At 33.4% G+C, this 15,996-nt stretch carries 13 protein-coding genes; 3 read left to right on the forward strand and 10 right to left on the reverse strand.

Features of this window, described 5'->3' with window-relative positions:
* Positions 1 to 913: 913 nt before the first annotated feature.
* Entirely contained in the window at positions 914 to 1,894 is a 981-nt protein-coding gene (gene amrS, locus TTHE_RS07985) for an AmmeMemoRadiSam system radical SAM enzyme (protein ID WP_013298082.1), read from the reverse strand.
* Entirely contained in the window at positions 1,891 to 3,297 is a 1,407-nt protein-coding gene (gene amrA, locus TTHE_RS07990; RefSeq protein WP_013298083.1) for an AmmeMemoRadiSam system protein A, read from the reverse strand. The genes amrS and amrA overlap by 4 nt, the downstream gene beginning before the upstream one ends.
* A gap of 158 nt (positions 3,298 to 3,455) precedes the next feature.
* Between amrA and TTHE_RS07995 the strand changes: the two genes are divergently transcribed.
* Together TTHE_RS07995 and TTHE_RS08000 are read left to right on the forward strand one after the other, a co-directional pair.
* On the forward strand, positions 3,456 to 3,878 hold the full coding sequence (locus TTHE_RS07995; protein ID WP_013298084.1) for a MerR family transcriptional regulator: 423 nt from the start codon (positions 3,456 to 3,458) through the stop codon (positions 3,876 to 3,878).
* A complete protein-coding gene (locus TTHE_RS08000; RefSeq protein ID WP_013298085.1) occupies positions 3,875 to 5,329 on the forward strand; it encodes an MFS transporter in 1,455 nt (484 codons plus the stop codon). The genes TTHE_RS07995 and TTHE_RS08000 overlap by 4 nt, the downstream gene beginning before the upstream one ends.
* 31 nt (positions 5,330 to 5,360) lie before the next feature.
* Here the strand turns inward: TTHE_RS08000 and TTHE_RS08005 are convergent, their stop codons facing one another.
* Complete coding sequence (locus tag TTHE_RS08005; protein ID WP_013298086.1) at positions 5,361 to 9,128, reverse strand: phosphoribosylformylglycinamidine synthase; 3,768 nt, start codon at positions 9,126 to 9,128, stop codon at positions 5,361 to 5,363.
* Between the two features lie 345 nt (positions 9,129 to 9,473).
* On the opposite strand from TTHE_RS08005, the gene TTHE_RS08010 reads away from it, so the two are divergent.
* A complete protein-coding gene (locus tag TTHE_RS08010; RefSeq protein WP_013298087.1) occupies positions 9,474 to 10,961 on the forward strand; it encodes an aminotransferase class I/II-fold pyridoxal phosphate-dependent enzyme in 1,488 nt (495 codons plus the stop codon).
* 39 nt (positions 10,962 to 11,000) lie between these two features.
* On the opposite strand, the gene TTHE_RS08015 is transcribed toward TTHE_RS08010, so the two are convergent.
* The 7 genes from TTHE_RS08015 to nagB all read right to left on the reverse strand — a co-directional run bounded on the left by TTHE_RS08015 (position 11,001) and on the right by nagB (position 15,993).
* Positions 11,001 to 11,243, reverse strand: coding sequence for an SHOCT domain-containing protein (locus tag TTHE_RS08015; RefSeq protein WP_013298088.1), 243 nt, complete (start codon positions 11,241 to 11,243; stop codon positions 11,001 to 11,003).
* A gap of 48 nt (positions 11,244 to 11,291) precedes the next feature.
* Complete coding sequence (locus tag TTHE_RS08020; RefSeq protein WP_231292628.1) at positions 11,292 to 12,650, reverse strand: HAMP domain-containing sensor histidine kinase; 1,359 nt, start codon at positions 12,648 to 12,650, stop codon at positions 11,292 to 11,294.
* Positions 12,643 to 13,332, reverse strand: coding sequence for a response regulator transcription factor (locus tag TTHE_RS08025; RefSeq protein ID WP_013298090.1), 690 nt, complete (start codon positions 13,330 to 13,332; stop codon positions 12,643 to 12,645). The genes TTHE_RS08020 and TTHE_RS08025 overlap by 8 nt, the downstream gene beginning before the upstream one ends.
* A gap of 93 nt (positions 13,333 to 13,425) precedes the next feature.
* Positions 13,426 to 13,758: a thioredoxin gene (gene trxA / locus TTHE_RS08030; RefSeq protein ID WP_013298091.1), complete on the reverse strand. Its 333-nt coding sequence runs from the start codon at positions 13,756 to 13,758 to the stop codon at positions 13,426 to 13,428.
* Positions 13,759 to 13,842: 84 nt separating this feature from the next.
* Positions 13,843 to 14,460, reverse strand: coding sequence for a TlpA family protein disulfide reductase (locus TTHE_RS08035; protein ID WP_013298092.1), 618 nt, complete (start codon positions 14,458 to 14,460; stop codon positions 13,843 to 13,845).
* 6 nt (positions 14,461 to 14,466) lie between these two features.
* On the reverse strand, positions 14,467 to 15,129 hold the full coding sequence (locus TTHE_RS08040) for a cytochrome c biogenesis CcdA family protein (RefSeq protein WP_013298093.1): 663 nt from the start codon (positions 15,127 to 15,129) through the stop codon (positions 14,467 to 14,469).
* A 93-nt stretch (positions 15,130 to 15,222) separates the two neighbouring features.
* The gene (gene nagB, locus TTHE_RS08045; protein ID WP_013298094.1) at positions 15,223 to 15,993 is read right to left on the reverse strand and encodes a glucosamine-6-phosphate deaminase; all 771 of its coding nucleotides are present in this window, start codon (positions 15,991 to 15,993) and stop codon (positions 15,223 to 15,225) included.
* Between the last annotated feature and the right edge of the window lie 3 nt (positions 15,994 to 15,996).

Raw genomic sequence — 15,996 nt, forward strand, 5'->3', positions numbered from 1 at the left:
CCCTTTTTTATTTTAACTTGTACACGTCATCTCCTCATCCAAGAAAACTTTTAGTCAGGTATACAAGTCAAAGAATTTTAAGTCATACAATATAAGCACCTCCCCTTTGATAACATTTTTAAGAATTGATTTGTATGCTATTTTAATTTTGGGATATACTTTATGTAATCTCCCAAAAGTTGATTCAATAAAAAGCGATATAACGTCATTATCTTTTATTTGTTTTTGCATAAGTTTAAAATTAATCCTTTTCATGTCCTAATAAATAAAACTTATATACCTTAATACAAACTATTCACTTTCATTGAAAAAGTTCGTACACCATTGCATTTTTATCTGTTATTTCTTACTAATATTAACTAATTTTCTATATATTTCAAAGCTTTGGTTAATTTAATTAATTCTCAAAAAAGCAACACCGTATGCACCATTTAAATTCTGTAAATTAAAAGTCAAAACACTAGCGATCTAAAACAATAGAAGTAAATAAAATAACTAAAAAACAATCTTTAAGGAAAAATTTATAATTAAGATATGTTGTTAAAACATTTGCTAGTTGTGTTTTGATATGTATTTTATAAATTTTGTACTTGATTTGCTATGTTATATTCTACATTTAATTAACCTTAATAAATTATAAAACAAACACTAACATCATTTGTGTTTCAAAAATTAACCTGTGCTTTAACCATAATTAGTAACCTTTACAACTATTACATACTTATTATATTTTAAACAAAATGCAATGTCAATATTTATGCATAATTTTTTTATTTAAATTTTGTTAACTAATTTAGTTTAATTTGTAAATTAAAAATAAGTTACAATAAGTTATATTATGCAACTAATAACTTATTATAACTTATTTTAAGCATCTCAATTGCTGAAATCTTTTAAAATAATACAATCAGCTTTATGTATATCCATAAAATTTTTTCCCACATTTACCGCATTTATTATTTTCTATTCCTACAACATGTACATAGCCACTTCTCTTAATCAAAAGATATCCACAATCAGGGCAATAAGTATTGTTGTCGAATCCGGATACATTTCCTAAATATACATAATTTAGATACTTTTTTGCAATGACATAAATATCTTCAAGCACTTTTATTGGTGTTTCTGGATTTTTCATTTTATATCGAGGAAAATACTTAGAAAAATGTATAGGGATATCTTTGTTTATGTTCGATACCCATTTGCAGAGTTCTTCAATTTCACTATAATCGTCATTTTCTCCTGTCACCACCAATGTGGTTATTTCTACATGACAGTTTAACACAGCTTCTTCAACAACTTTCAAAACGCTTTCCAGATTTCCATGACATATTTTTTTATAATATTCATTAGAAAAAGCTTTTACGTCTATATTTACTGCATCAATATATTGCAAGAGCTCTTTTAAAGGATCGATATTTATATATCCATTTGTTACTAGTACATTCTTAAGACTTTCCTTATGTGAAATTTTTGCAGAATCTAACACATATTCATACCAGATCGATGGTTCATTATAGGTATATGCAATTCCTACATTTCCTTGCTGTTTTTTTGCGATTTCTACCAATTTACTTGGCGATAGGTATTCCCCTTCCAACCTTTGTTGAGATATCTCCCAATTTTGACAAAACAGACATCTAAGGTTACAGCCATATGTACCTGCAGATAGTATATGACTGCCGGGCATGAAATGATATAGAGGTTTCTTTTCTATCGGATCCACAGCAAGAGATGTGATTTTGCCATAATTTTCAGTATATAACTTGCCACCTTCATTTTTTCTAGCACGGCAAAAGCCATATTTCCCATCACTTATTATACAATTTTGCGGACATAATAAGCAGTGTACACTGTCGTTGTCTATCTTTTCATAATAGAGTGCTTCTTTCATTTATGCCTCACAACCTCAAATCTTTCAATAGTATACTTTTCATCTGGTGCAATGCCAGCTTTTCTAAGTGCAATAGATATCTGCTGATCTACTGTATCGACACCATCAAGGTCTGGCAATAAAAGCCCGCTTTTATAACCGCTTCTCACGATTACGCCGTACTTTTTTGCATCCAGATCATCTTTTGATTTTACAGGCTCAGGTTTTGTCAAAACATCAACTGAATACACTATGTCGTCTAGTTCATCTATCTCAACAGGATAAAACCTTGGATCTTCTGTACCAGCGCTTACTGCATTTCTTATGATTTCCTCTGCTATATTATTCTTTAAAGGGTATACAGTACCTATGCAACCCCTTAATTCACCATCTTTATGAAGCGATACAAATACACCTGCTTTCTTTTCTTTCATTTCATCTGGCAGATTATCCGGTACATCCATTATACTGTTGTTTTTCAAATAATACTCAAGGCTTTCTCTTGCTAGCTTTACATAAACATCCTCTGATTTCCTTATATTATCTATCCTTTCCCTTTTCAGCCTATACAGTTCATCTAATAAGCCTATACCTGTATAACTTTCGGGAATGAATTCAGCTACGCCGTATCCAACACCAAAAGGACCTTCATGTGATAAAATATTTGCCTTGACTTTGTAACCGTCCAGCACGCCCAACATGACGCAAACAGATCTAAATCCACATTCCGCAGCATCTTCTATCAATGTTTTATCCATATTGATTATTTCTTTTACTTTCATGTCTCTTAGCAAATTTAATAGTGTTTCATCAAAAACCTTTCCATTCGGTGTATACCCATTAGGGCTATTTGGCGTTAATTTGTGTGATAAATCACCACTTGCAATAAATACGACATTTCTATCGCTTTCTCTGATGGACTTCCCTATTTGAACGCCAAAATTATATAAATCTTCAAATGACAAAAATCCATATGACATTCTTATAAGTTCAAAATTTTCGCAATGTTTTTTTACAAAATACAATGGAACGATGCATCCGTGGTCAAGTTTTTTTGAAAGCTTAAATTTACTTATCATTTTGTCATCTATCTTTGCTATAGGTATTTTTTCAATTTCTGTATTTTTAACTATGACATTGGCTAATGATAAATCAGTCTTAAACTCCATCTTTACGTTGTAAGCACCAAATTGCCCTAAATCGCCTTCTACTGTTTCTCTCAAATCAATTGAAACAGCATCACTGAAGACATATGCATGTGGCGAGATAATAATTATTGTATCTGGTTTTTGGTCTTTTATATTTCTTGCCGCTATACCAAAGGAATCTATCGTCTTTTGAATTTTGTGTTCTTCTCCTTTCCCCACTTCATGAACAATTATAGGTGGGTGCGGCATTAAATACGCTGACATTAATTTACCCATAATCCTACCTCCATATTGGTTATAATTACCTTTCAGTATATATTATACCGCAAATAATATATTTTAAAGTTTTTTCTTATGAAAATTATCAAATTATTTTACATTAACCTTGACGTTAATGTTAACTAGTAGTAAAATTATTTGCTGGAGGTTTTATGATGGAAAAAAAATATTACAAAATCGAAGATGTTTCAATAAAAACAGGGTTGACAAAAAGAGCGATACGATATTATGAAGACTTAAAGCTTATTGCACCCAAAAGAACCGATTCTGGTTATAGGTTATATACCGATGAAGATATTGATAAAATCCAAAAGATCATTTCATTAAAAGAATCCCTTGGTTTCAGTCTCGCTGAAATAAAAGCAGCACTTGAGCTTGATAAAAATGTCAAAAATATATTATCTGGTGAACCTGCTGATATAACAACAATTGATAACTACATCGGTATGATAAAAGAGCAAATTAAATTGATTGATGAAAAAAGTAATAAACTATTAACGGCAAAACAAAAATTTGAAGAACTTTTGCTAAAATTAAACAAGTTAAAAGACCAATTTAAGGAGGCAGACACAATATGAAAAATATCAGTTACAAATGGATAGCTTTATCTTGCACTACACTTGGAGCTCTTTTCTCCGTCTTAAACGGCAGTATGCTTTTAATATCTTTGCCTGACATTATGAAGGGATTAAATACAAGTATGGGTATAATTATGTGGATTGTAATGGGCTATATGCTTTCATTGACAATATTAGTGCCAGCAATCGGCAGAATAGCCGATATGTTTGGCAGAAAAAAATTGTACGTGTCAGGATTTGCAATATTTACACTAGGTTCACTGTTGTGCGGACTCTCAAATACAGGATTGCAACTTTTGATATATCGAATAGTACAATCTGTAGGTGGCTCATTAATGGTAGCCAATAGCACTGCAATCGTCGCAGATGCTTTCCCAAAAAACGAGCTAGGCAAAGCTCTTGGCATTAACAGCATGGTTGTCAGCATAGCATCCGTAATCGGACCTATCTTAGGAGGGTTTTTAGCAAGTCTAGGTTGGAGGTATATATTCTATATTAATGTACCATTTGGAATTATAGGTACTCTATGGGCATTGATACAGTTAAAAGAGCTTGATAAAATACCACAGGATCAAAAATTTGATCTGAAAGGCACTTTGCTATTTACCGTTGGTTTACTGCTGTTTCTAATTGCTTTGTCTTTCGGAGGCTTTGTAGGCTGGAATAATAAATCAATTATAATGCTATTCATAATATCTATAATCATGATGTTTGCCTTTATTTATGTTGAAAATAACGTAGATCAACCTATGCTGGATTTGAGATTATTTAAGACTAGGATACTAGCATTTGCATATGGCAGTACACTGCTTAATGGTATTGCGAGAGGTGCAGTAACTTTTCTGCTTATATTTTATCTACAAGGCATAAAGGCTATGGACCCATTGAAAGCTGGAATATTTTTAGCACCGTTTGCATTGTCAATGATGTTCGTTTCTCCTATAAGTGGATTTTTGTCTGATAAATACGGTGCAAGAGGTTTAAGTTCTCTCGGTCTTCTTATATCAGCTTTTGGCTTGCTTGGATTTGTAAGGATATCACCAAAAACTTCTCTTACCGAGCTAATTATTTGGATGCTAATTATGGGATTCGGATCAGGCATGTTCTTCTCACCTAACACTAGTGAAATAATGGGCTCTGTTCCGTCAGATAGAAGAGGTATTGCTGCTGGCACAAGAACAATGATGAATAATGCTGGACAGGTAATAAGTATAGCTTTATCAATGGCAATAGTATCATCAAGCATAACTCCACAAGCTATGCAGGCTCTTTTTGTCGGAACACAAGTTGGCTCAAAAGGCATCGCCATAGCTCAGTTTATATCAGGACTAAGAGAAGCATTTTTAATATCTATGATATTTAGCTTAATAGCATCATTTATATCATACTTAAGAGGTCCAAAACCAAATTGGAGTGAAAAAACGCATAAAATTAAAACAGAAGAAACGTAAAAAAGGTTACATAATGTAACCTTTTTATGTCTCATTTATAATATTCAACGCCTGCTTCAAATATCTTTTGATCCTTATTTCCTTCAATATTTTTAGCTACATTTGTGCCAATCCTTTCAGAATGGCCCATTTTCCCCAGTATCCTGCCATCAGGACTAGTAATACCTTCAATAGCCCAGTAAGAACCATTGGGATTGTACGGCATTTCCATTGTTGGATTTCCGTTTATATCAACGTATTGTGTCGCAATCTGTCCATTTCGCTTTAATGTATTTAAAACATCCTCATTTGCGATAAACCTTCCTTCACCATGTGATACCGCAACCAAATGAATATCACCACATTTAACATTATTAAACCATGGTGAAAGAACTGACATAATTTTCGTCCTGACATAACAGGATACGTGCCTTCCAATTGTATTAAATGTCAGTGTCGGATCATTTTCATTAATATCACGTATTTCTCCATAAGGAAGCAACCCGAGCTTTATCAGTGCCTGAAAGCCGTTGCATATTCCTAACATTAAACCGTCACGGTTTTTCAAAAAATCCATAACTGCATCTTTTATCTTAGGATTTCTGAAGACAGTAGCTATAAACTTTCCAGAACCATCAGGCTCATCTCCGGCACTAAACCCACCGGGAAGCATAATAATCTGCGAATTTTTTATGGCTATTGTAAGTTCATCAATAGATTCTTTAATATCGTCTGCTGTTAGATTCTTAAATACATATGTTTCAACAGACGCCCCTGCTTTTTCAAAAGCTTTTTTGCTATCATATTCACAATTTGTACCCGGAAAAACCGGTATGAGAACTCTTGGCTTCGCAAATTTTGCAGACGGTTTGTATAAAATTTTTTTATCATATTTTATCTCCAATAAATTTTTTCTGCTGTCTTTTATAACGGAAGGAAATATATTTTTAAGTGGTCTTTCCCAATGTTCCATTGCCTCATTTAAGCTGATTTCAAAATCATCAATGTATATCACTGGATCAACCACAGTCTCTCCCAAAATTTTATACTCGATACCTTTTAAATATTTACTTACATCAAAATCACCATCAACTTCTATTACAATTGAACCGTAATCAGATGTAAACAGTTCTTCCGCGTTTGTTTTTTCTTGAAATTTAAATCCAATTTTATTGCCAAAAGCCATTTTAGTTATACACTCTGCAAGCCCACCGTATTTAATAGAAGATGATGCATAGACTAGACTTTTATCAATTAATTCTTTAATTTTTTCAAAATTTTTCTTTAACGAATCAAAATCCGGCAAATCGTACTCATCTCTCTTTGCTTTGATGAGTATTATTTTATCACCGCTCTTTTTAAATTCTGAAGATATTACTTTGTTGGCATCGGCTACGGCCACAGCAAATGCAACAAGCGTTGGAGGAACATTCATATCCATAAATGTTCCTGACATGCTATCTTTTCCACCTATAGCAGGTATATTTAAGGCTTTCTGAGCATACAAGGCACCCAATAGCGAGCTAAATGGTTTGCCCCATTTTCTAGAATCCTTGCCCAACTTTTCAAAATATTCCTGTAGTGTAAGTCTAATTTTTTTATAATCGCCGCCCATTGCAACTATTTTAGAAACTGCCTCAATAATCGCATATACTGCACCATGAAATGGGCTCCATCTTGATAATTTAGGATTATACCCAAATGTCATCATTGTGGATGTGCTGGTATCACCTTCTAAGACAGGTATTTTAGCCACCATGCCTTCTTCAGGTGTCATCTGATATGCACCGCCAAACGGCATTAAAACTGTAGATGAACCAATTGTTGAATCAAACCTTTCTGCAAGTCCTTTTTGACTGCAAACATTCAAATCCTCAAGATTTTGAAGCCATAATTCTTTTATATTTTTCCCTGGCAATCTCTTGTATATATTATCAAAATAACTTTCATCGTCTATCCTATTTACTAATACGTCTGTTACTTGTGTAACTCCGTTTGTATTTAGAAAATCTCTGCTAATGTCGACGATCGTTTTTCCTTTCCATATCATCTTGATTCTCCTGTTACTTGTTACAGTAGCAACTTTTGTAGCCTCTAAATTTTCTGTCCTTGCAAGTTCAATAAATCTGTCAGCATCTTTAGGATCGACTAGTACTGCCATTCTTTCTTGTGATTCTGAAATGGCAAGTTCTGTCCCGTCTAAGCCCTCGTACTTTTTAGGAATTGCATCAAGGTCTATTTTAAGCCCATCGCTTAACTCGCCTATTGCAACAGAAACACCGCCAGCTCCAAAATCATTGCATTTCTTTATCATCTTTATGACTTGCGGATTCCTAAAAAGCCTCTGTATTTTTCTCTCAGTGATAGGATTGCCTTTTTGGACTTCTGCACCGCATGTAAATATAGATTCTCTCGTATGCTCTTTTGATGACCCTGTAGCTCCTCCGCAACCGTCTCTGCCAGTTTTTCCACCTAAAAGAATCACCACATCTCCACAAGAAGGTTTATCTCTATAAACATGCTTTTGAGGCACAGCACCTATTACAGCACCGATTTCCATCCTTTTTGCAACATATCCTTCATCATATATTTCAGTAACTTGGCCTGTGGAAAGTCCTATTTGATTTCCGTATGAACTGTATCCATGTGCTGCTTCTACAGTAATTTTTCTCTGTGGCAGTTTTCCTTTTAAAGTTTCTTCAATTGGCGTTCTAGGATCTCCCGAACCTGTCACTCGCATCGCCTGATATACATAAGCCCTTCCCGAAAGTGGGTCTCTTATTGCGCCTCCAAGACAAGTTGCAGCACCTCCATACGGCTCTATTTCTGTAGGATGATTGTGTGTCTCGTTTTTAAACATTATAAGCCATTTTTCTTTTTTACCATTTACATCTGCATCAACGACAATACTACATGCATTGTTTTCATCAGATTCGTCCAAATCATTTAGAAGTCCTTTTTTCTTTAGCTCTTTCATGCCGATCGTCGCAATATCCATAAGGCACAACGATTTTTTGTTTTCACCGTACACAAAATCTCTTGATTTTTTGTATTCTTCGTACGCTTTTAAGATAGGCTTATTGTATTTTCCATCAGAAATTTTGACATCATTGATTTTCGTATGAAATGTAGTATGGCGACAGTGATCAGACCAATAGGTATCAATAACTCTTATCTCCGTTATCGTTGGGTTTCTCTTCTCTACATCTTTAAAATATGAATGGCAGAATTTAAAGTCTTCTAAGCTCATGGCAAGTCCGAGCTTATCATAGGTATTTTTCAACTTTACGTCATCAAATTCAATGAAACCTTCCAGTATCTCAACTTCTTCTGGATATTCAATCTCTATGTCGAGATTTTCTGGTTTCAAAAGTGAAGCTTCCCGTGAATCAACTGTATTTATACAGTAATTCTTTATTTTTATAAACTCCTCTTCCGTTATATCACCACTTAATACTATCACCTTTGCAGTCGATACAGTTGGTTTCAAACCATTTGTAAGTATTTGGATGCATTGCTCAGCAGAGTCAGCTCTCTGATCGTACTGACCAGGCAAATATTCAACAGCAAATACCTTGTCATTTTTGTCAAAAACAATATCTTCAATATAGATGTCATCAAGATTGGGCTCTGAAAAGACAGTCTTTATTGACTTTAAAAAAACTTCTTCAGACAAGCCAGAAACATCATATCTGTTTATTACTCTTACATTTTTAAGGCCCTTAATATTGAGGTTATTCTTAAGATCATAAAATAGTGTCTGTGCTTCAATGTTAAATGATGGCTTCTTTTCAACAAAAATTCTCCTCACTATACTCATGTCAGACAATCTCCCCCGATTCATTAAAATTACGAACTTTGTATTATTATAATATATAATAACCCCTAAATCAACAGCATTTTTAATATCAAAAAACGAACTTTTTATTTGATATTCTAAAATTTGTTTCTATATCAAGCGATATATCCTATTTCACCGCTATTGCATATTATATTATCGAAATCGAAAAAAATAAATTTTGTATTGAAATCCAAAAAAATATATCTTATAATAAATTGAAAACATAATAAAGTATATTTCGCTCTGCATAGGCCCGAACCAATTGCAACGAGGTTCAGGCTTTTATTCTGGGAGCCAAACTTATGAAAGAGGGTGTTTATCAAGTTGGAAAAGTTAAATCATTTTGAGACTCCATTATTTGATGCATTAATGGAGTACGTCAACAACAACACCATACCGTTTCATGTCCCAGGTCATAAAAAAGGGAATGGAATGGCTAAAAAGTTTTTTGATTTTGTAGGTAAAAATGTTTTATCAATGGATGTTACTGTGTTTGAACAAGTTGACAGCCTTCACAAGCCTACCGGTCCCATAAAGAAAGCTCAGGAATTAGCTGCCGATGCATTTGGCGCTGATGCCACATTTTTCTGTATCCATGGGACATCGGGAGCTATTCAGGCTATGATCTTAAGCGTTATGGGAGAAAATGAAAAAATTATAGTTCCAAGAAATATTCATAAATCTGTTACATCAGGTATAATTTTAAGTGGTGCTATTCCAGTTTATATGCAACCTGAAGTTGATAAAAATGTAGGCGTTGCTCTTAATGTGACTCCTGAAACTGTAGAGGAAGCATTAAGAAACAATCCTGATGCAAAGGCTGTTTTAATTATAAATCCGACTTACTACGGTGTATCAGCTGACATTGTAAAAATCGCTGAAATAGTTCATGATTACGGAGCTATATTGATGGTAGATGAGGCACATGGCCCTCACCTCAAATTTAATGAAAAATTGCCTATATCCGCCATGGAAGCAGGTGCTGATATTTGTGCCCAAAGTACACATAAGATTATAGGCTCCATGACTCAAAGCTCAATGCTGCACGTTAAGTCTAAAAGAATTGATATAAATAGAGTTAAACAGGTTATGAGCCTATTACAGACTACAAGTCCCTCATATATTTTGTTAGCATCACTTGATGTTGCAAGAATGCAAATGGTAACAGAAGGAAAGCAATTGCTGGATAAGACAATTGAGCTTGCTGAATATGCTCGTAAAGAGATAAACAACATCAATGGTTTATATTGCTTTGGAAATGAAATTGTAGGGCGTGATGGAGCATATGATTTCGATCCTACAAAGATTACTATTACAGCCAAAGGACTTGGAATAACAGGTCACGAGCTAGAAAATATATTGGCAAAAAAATATTATATTCAGCCTGAATTAGCTGATATGTACAATGCATTGTGTGTATTCTCCATAGGAGATACAAAAGAAAATGTTGACTATCTCATTAGAGCATTAAGAGAAATTAGCGAAACACTATACAAAGATAATGTAGAAATGTCAAAGGCTTTAGACATTCCTGAGATACCTGAGATGGTATTATCCCCAAGATATGCTTTTGAATGCTCTAACGTGGCTTTGCCTCTGGAAGAAAGCATAGGGCAAATTAGCTCTGAATTTTTAATGGCATATCCTCCCGGTATTCCGATATTGTGCCCTGGTGAGAGAATAACAAGGGAAATCATAGAATATGTAATTGAAATGAAAAATGCAAAATTAAGCATCCAAGGAACAGAAGATCCAAATGTAGAATATATAAAAGTAGTTAATGATTTACAGATATTGAATATAACAGCATAAAGAGCCCTACAATCGTAGAGCTCTTTTTTGTATTACAGCTTATTTTTCTTCGAGATTTCTCTTGCGTTCTTTATATTCTTCTTCGCTAATCTCTCCTCTAGCATACCTCTCTCTAAGAATTTCTAGTGCATCATTACTTCTGTGACCACCCTTTTTATTTTGAAAAAGTGATACAATGAAATATATAGCACCAACTACAATAGCTACTTGTATTATCATCCATATGAGACCAAAAACTATGCCTCCTCCGTAGCCCCAACCATTCATCAATCCCCACATCATATTTACCATCCTCCTTTAAATTTATTATATTATAAAATTGTGAAGAATTCATGAAGTTTGCTGATAGAGAGGCAATTTTACAGTGAATTTTGTTCCTTCATTTAAAATACTTTCGGCATTTATCATACCATTGTGAGCTTTAATTATGGCTTTTGTAATTGAAAGTCCTAAACCGCTGCCGCCATACTCCCTGTTTCTCGACTTTTCACTCCTGTAAAACCTCTCATATATAAATGGCAAGTCTTCTTTTGGTATTCCAATTCCATCATCTGACACGGAAAGCACAGCATATTTTCCTTCTTTATAAAGCTTAACTTTTATATTTCCACCTTCACCGGTATATTTGTTTGCATTTGCAAGCAAATTAATCACTACCTCAGATATTTTATCCTTATCAGCAAATATAGATATACCATCTTCAATATTTTTCTCTAAATGCTGATTTTTATTGATAAAAATACTTTCATAGTTTATTAATAAACTTTTAATCAAATCCGATAAATTGAATCTTACTTTATTAATTTTTAAATTATCAATCTCTATCTTGTTCAACAATTCAATATCATTTATAAGATTCGATAATCTTACGACTTCTTCGTAAAGGCTAACCATCCTTTCTTTAGATGGCTCCCACACCCCGTCAATTATAGCTTCTAAATGGCTTTTAAGAGTCGATAAAGGCGTTCTCAATTCATGTGCAATATTTTGCGTCATCTGAGCCCTTAACATACCTTGATTTTTTAATGATGCACCAAGGTGATTTATAGCAGCGGTTAAGGTAAGTAATTCTTCTTCTCTTGGTATTTCCTTCACCCTCACGTCATAATTTCCATTCTCTAGCTTACTTGCCACGTGTGCAATGTTTAAAATAGGCTTTGTTAAATATTTAGATATATATATACTTATTATAAGCACTATTATTATTGTTACTATTGTTATTATAGCGATATATTTATTCATATCATACAAAAATTTATAATCCAATTTGTTCATAGGCATTGTACCGCTATATGTTATGTCAACGTAAGCAGCTTTTCTCCCATTTACCATTATCGGAAGTGTTTTTGTAGTTGTTTTCCCGCTGTTTTCGATCCCCATCATCGTAAACATTGATGAAATTTTAATGACCGTATTCCCTTTTAAATCTCTTACTTTAATTCCATAGCCGCTCATCATAAGATTATGTGCAATTCTATTACCTGTTTCATTCCAATCTCCTGTCTCCTTATACACTTCTGCAATGGATGAAGCAATGTTGTTAAATTCATTATCTGAGGATTGCTTAAGATAAATACCAAAATTATTTATTATTAAAATATTTACAGTGATGCTGAATACCACTATTGATAATAAAGCAATAGAAATAAATGATATAGCTGTTTTAGTTCTAATATTATTTCTAAGCATTTTCTTCACCAAATTTATAACCTGCACCATACACAGTTTTTATATATACAGGATTTTTGGGGTCATCCTCTATTTTTTGGCGAAGGTTTTTTATATGCGCATCGATTGTCCTATCAAAGCCTTCAAAGTCATACCCCATAACTTTTTCTATAAGCTCTCCTCGCGTGAATACTCTATTGGGGTTTTGCGCCATCACCGTAAGCAACTTGTATTCATTGGGAGTCAAGTTGACAATCTCTCCACTTTTCTTAACCTCGTAAGATCTTGTATCAATTACGAGATCACCATCATTAAATGAAAATATATCATTTAAAGCCATATCATCCTTTGTGCGCCTCAATATGGCTTTAACTCTCATTGTCAGCTCTCTTGGGCTAAATGGTTTTGTAAGATAATCATCCGCACCAATTGAAAATCCATATACCTTATCATCTTCCTCTACCTTAGCTGTCAGCATGAGAATTGGTACTTTTGATATAGCTCTTATCTTACTGCATATCTCTTCACCTGACAATCCTGGAAGCATTAAATCCAATATCACTAAATCAGGTTTCAGACTTTTAAATGTATTTATGGCATTTGCTCCGTTTGTCTCAGTAAATACAGAGTACCCTTCCCGCTCAAGATATGCTTTTATAACATCTAAAATCTTTTCTTCGTCATCTATTGCTAGTATTTTCATATAAATACACCTCATAAATATTATAACTTATAATTATGAAGAATATATGAAAATAAGGATACCATATTTAAAATATGATATCCTTCAATAGTTTTACACTTGAGCATCTATATATTTTGCCAATCTGTACTCAAGCTGTTCTTTTGGCATAAATCCGATAACTTTATCAACTAATTGTCCGTTTTGGAAAACGCCTAGTGTAGGTATACTCATTATCCTATATTGTGATGCAATCAAAGGATTTTCATCCACATTCAGTTTTACAACTTTTATTTTATCAGAATAATCCTCTGCAAATTCTTCCAATACAGGTGCCATCATTCTGCATGGCCCACACCAAGCCGCCCAAAAGTCCACCAAAACCGGCTTATCGGAATTATATACTTCACTATCAAAGTTCATATCTGTTACATCTATAGGTTTCATATATCTCTCCTCCTTATACACTACCCCTGGTATATGGGTTATTGCTAAATTAAATATACCACCATTTTAGCAGTTTGTCAATAATCATTGAGAGATCGTCTGATAGTATTCCTCTATCTCATCATACGTCATTGCACCATTGCTTATAGATCTTATTATTCCCTTTTCATCAATGAAAAATGACATAGGTATAAATTGAACTTTATAGTTTATAGCAGTTTTGGCATCACTGTCTAGAAGTATCGTAAAACCATACCCTTTGCCTTCAAGATAATTTTCAACTGTAGATTTTTCTTCTCCTATATCTATTGCTAATAGCACGACATCTTTCTTATGGTTTTGATAAAACTTATTCAATTCCGGCATTTCAATTTTGCAGTATGGACATGTTGTAGCCCAGAAATTTAATATAACTTTTTTGCCTCTTAGCTTTGACAAAGTCATTGTATTGCCATTTATATCTTTTAATGAAAAATCTGGTGCTAGATCTCCTTTCTCAGTGCCGACTTGTATTTTTTCATCAGCGGTATTCACGCCGGAAACATTTTGGCTATTGCTTTTTGATTGGTTTGACATTACATAGCTATTTAAAAAGTAAATTGATATTCCTAATATTAAAATTATTGCTATCGATGCAACTAATTTAATATTTTTTCTCTTTTTACCTGATATTTTAATATCCTTAAACCTATTGTTTTTCATGTTAGATCACCCCAAAATATTGATATAACTTTCTAGTCTTATTATTAAATTAAAATACAAAAGAATTCCAAAAATTATCAAAATCAAACCGCCGATTTTTTCTATGTATGGCATAATAGAATTAATTTTTTTGTAAAATGATTTAAATCTGTCAATAAGTATTGCAGCTACTATAAATGGAAGCCCAACCCCTAATGAATATGCAAAAAGCAAAATAACACCTACTGACACCGTACTTGTAGTACCTGCATATAAAAGAATAGTCGCGAGAATGGGCCCTACACAAGGTGTCCAGCCAGCAGCAAACGTTATACCAAAAATAAAGCTGCTTAAATACCCTTCTTTCATGCCAGAAACATTTAGCTTAGCCTCTTTATTAAGAAAGATCGGCCTTATAGCTCCCATCATATAAAGCCCAAACAATAATATTATTATGCCGCTTGCCTTTCTAAAAAGAACTTTATATGAAACAAAAATCTTCCCCAATTGGCTGGCTGTCGCACCCATAAGAATAAAGACAATGCTAAAGCCTAATATAAACAGAAACAGATTAAAAAAATTTTTCTTTTTACCACCAAAAATGTAGGTCACATAAACAGGTATTAGAGGCAGTATACAAGGTGAAAAAAAGGAAAGAATACCGCCCATAAATGCAGCAAATATCGACAACTAAATCCTCCTCATCCCCCTGTGGAGGGGTTATTTATTTTAATTATACTACATTATATTCATAAAAACAAATAAAAAGCTATAAACGTTTGTTTATAGCTTTAAAACAACATCATCATTTTCTTTTACTTTCTCTACATCAATTAATGATGCGGCATCTTTATCAATAATAATCGTAGCATCAGGATGTAATGATAAAACAGTTGAGGGAACATCTGTCGTCAGATAGCCGTTTAAAGTCTCTTTTATAGCTTTTGCTTTGTTTTTGCCAGATGCTAATAACAAAATTTTCTTAGATTTCATTATCGTACCCAGCCCCATTGTTACTGCTTTTCTCGGAACTTCGTCAATACTTTTGAAAAATCTCTTATTTGCATTTATTGTTTCTTCTGCCAAATCCACTATATGTGTCTTTGTATTTATATAGTCATCAGGCTCATTAAAACCAATGTGCCCATTGACACCTAAACCTAACAATTGAAGATCAATTTCTCCAAACTTTTCTATCTCCTCATCGTACAACCTGCAGTCTCTATCAAAATCATCTGAAATTCCCTTTGGAATATGAATATTTTCCTTTTTTATATTTATATGATTAAACAAATTTTCATACATGAAGTAGTGATAACTTTGAGGATGGTCATCAGGTAAGCCTACATATTCATCAAGGTTAAATGTTATGACGTAGGAAAAATCCACCTCCCCATTCTTGTACATCTTAATTAACTCTCTATAAGTTCCAAGTGGAGTAGAACCAGTAGCAAGACCTAGTACAGAATTCGCTTTTCTGTTTACCTGTTCTTTTATGATTTCTGCTGCGGTTTTGCTCATCTCATCGTAGTCATTTGTTATTATTAATCTCATAAA

It is taken from the genome of Thermoanaerobacterium thermosaccharolyticum DSM 571, from assembly GCF_000145615.1.
In the GTDB taxonomy this organism is placed as follows: Bacteria; Bacillota; Thermoanaerobacteria; order Thermoanaerobacterales; family Thermoanaerobacteraceae; genus Thermoanaerobacterium; species Thermoanaerobacterium thermosaccharolyticum.

What these genes read in the sequence shown, in the direction of transcription:
- trxA (WP_013298091.1), bottom strand. Translation starts at nt 13,758, where the DNA reads ATGAAACCTATAGATGTAACAGATATGAACTTTGATAGTGAAGTATAT.
- TTHE_RS08020 (WP_231292628.1), bottom strand. Translation starts at nt 12,650, where the DNA reads ATGCTTAGAAATAATATTAGAACTAAAACAGCTATATCATTTATTTCT.
- TTHE_RS07995 (WP_013298084.1), top strand. Translation starts at nt 3,456, where the DNA reads ATGGAAAAAAAATATTACAAAATCGAAGATGTTTCAATAAAAACAGGG.
- nagB (WP_013298094.1), bottom strand. Translation starts at nt 15,993, where the DNA reads ATGAGATTAATAATAACAAATGACTACGATGAGATGAGCAAAACCGCA.
- TTHE_RS08025 (WP_013298090.1), bottom strand. Translation starts at nt 13,332, where the DNA reads ATGAAAATACTAGCAATAGATGACGAAGAAAAGATTTTAGATGTTATA.
- amrA (WP_013298083.1), bottom strand. Translation starts at nt 3,297, where the DNA reads ATGGGTAAATTAATGTCAGCGTATTTAATGCCGCACCCACCTATAATT.
- amrS (WP_013298082.1), bottom strand. Translation starts at nt 1,894, where the DNA reads ATGAAAGAAGCACTCTATTATGAAAAGATAGACAACGACAGTGTACAC.
- TTHE_RS08035 (WP_013298092.1), bottom strand. Translation starts at nt 14,460, where the DNA reads ATGAAAAACAATAGGTTTAAGGATATTAAAATATCAGGTAAAAAGAGA.
- TTHE_RS08005 (WP_013298086.1), bottom strand. Translation starts at nt 9,128, where the DNA reads ATGAGTATAGTGAGGAGAATTTTTGTTGAAAAGAAGCCATCATTTAAC.
- TTHE_RS08000 (WP_013298085.1), top strand. Translation starts at nt 3,875, where the DNA reads ATGAAAAATATCAGTTACAAATGGATAGCTTTATCTTGCACTACACTT.
- TTHE_RS08015 (WP_013298088.1), bottom strand. Translation starts at nt 11,243, where the DNA reads ATGATGTGGGGATTGATGAATGGTTGGGGCTACGGAGGAGGCATAGTT.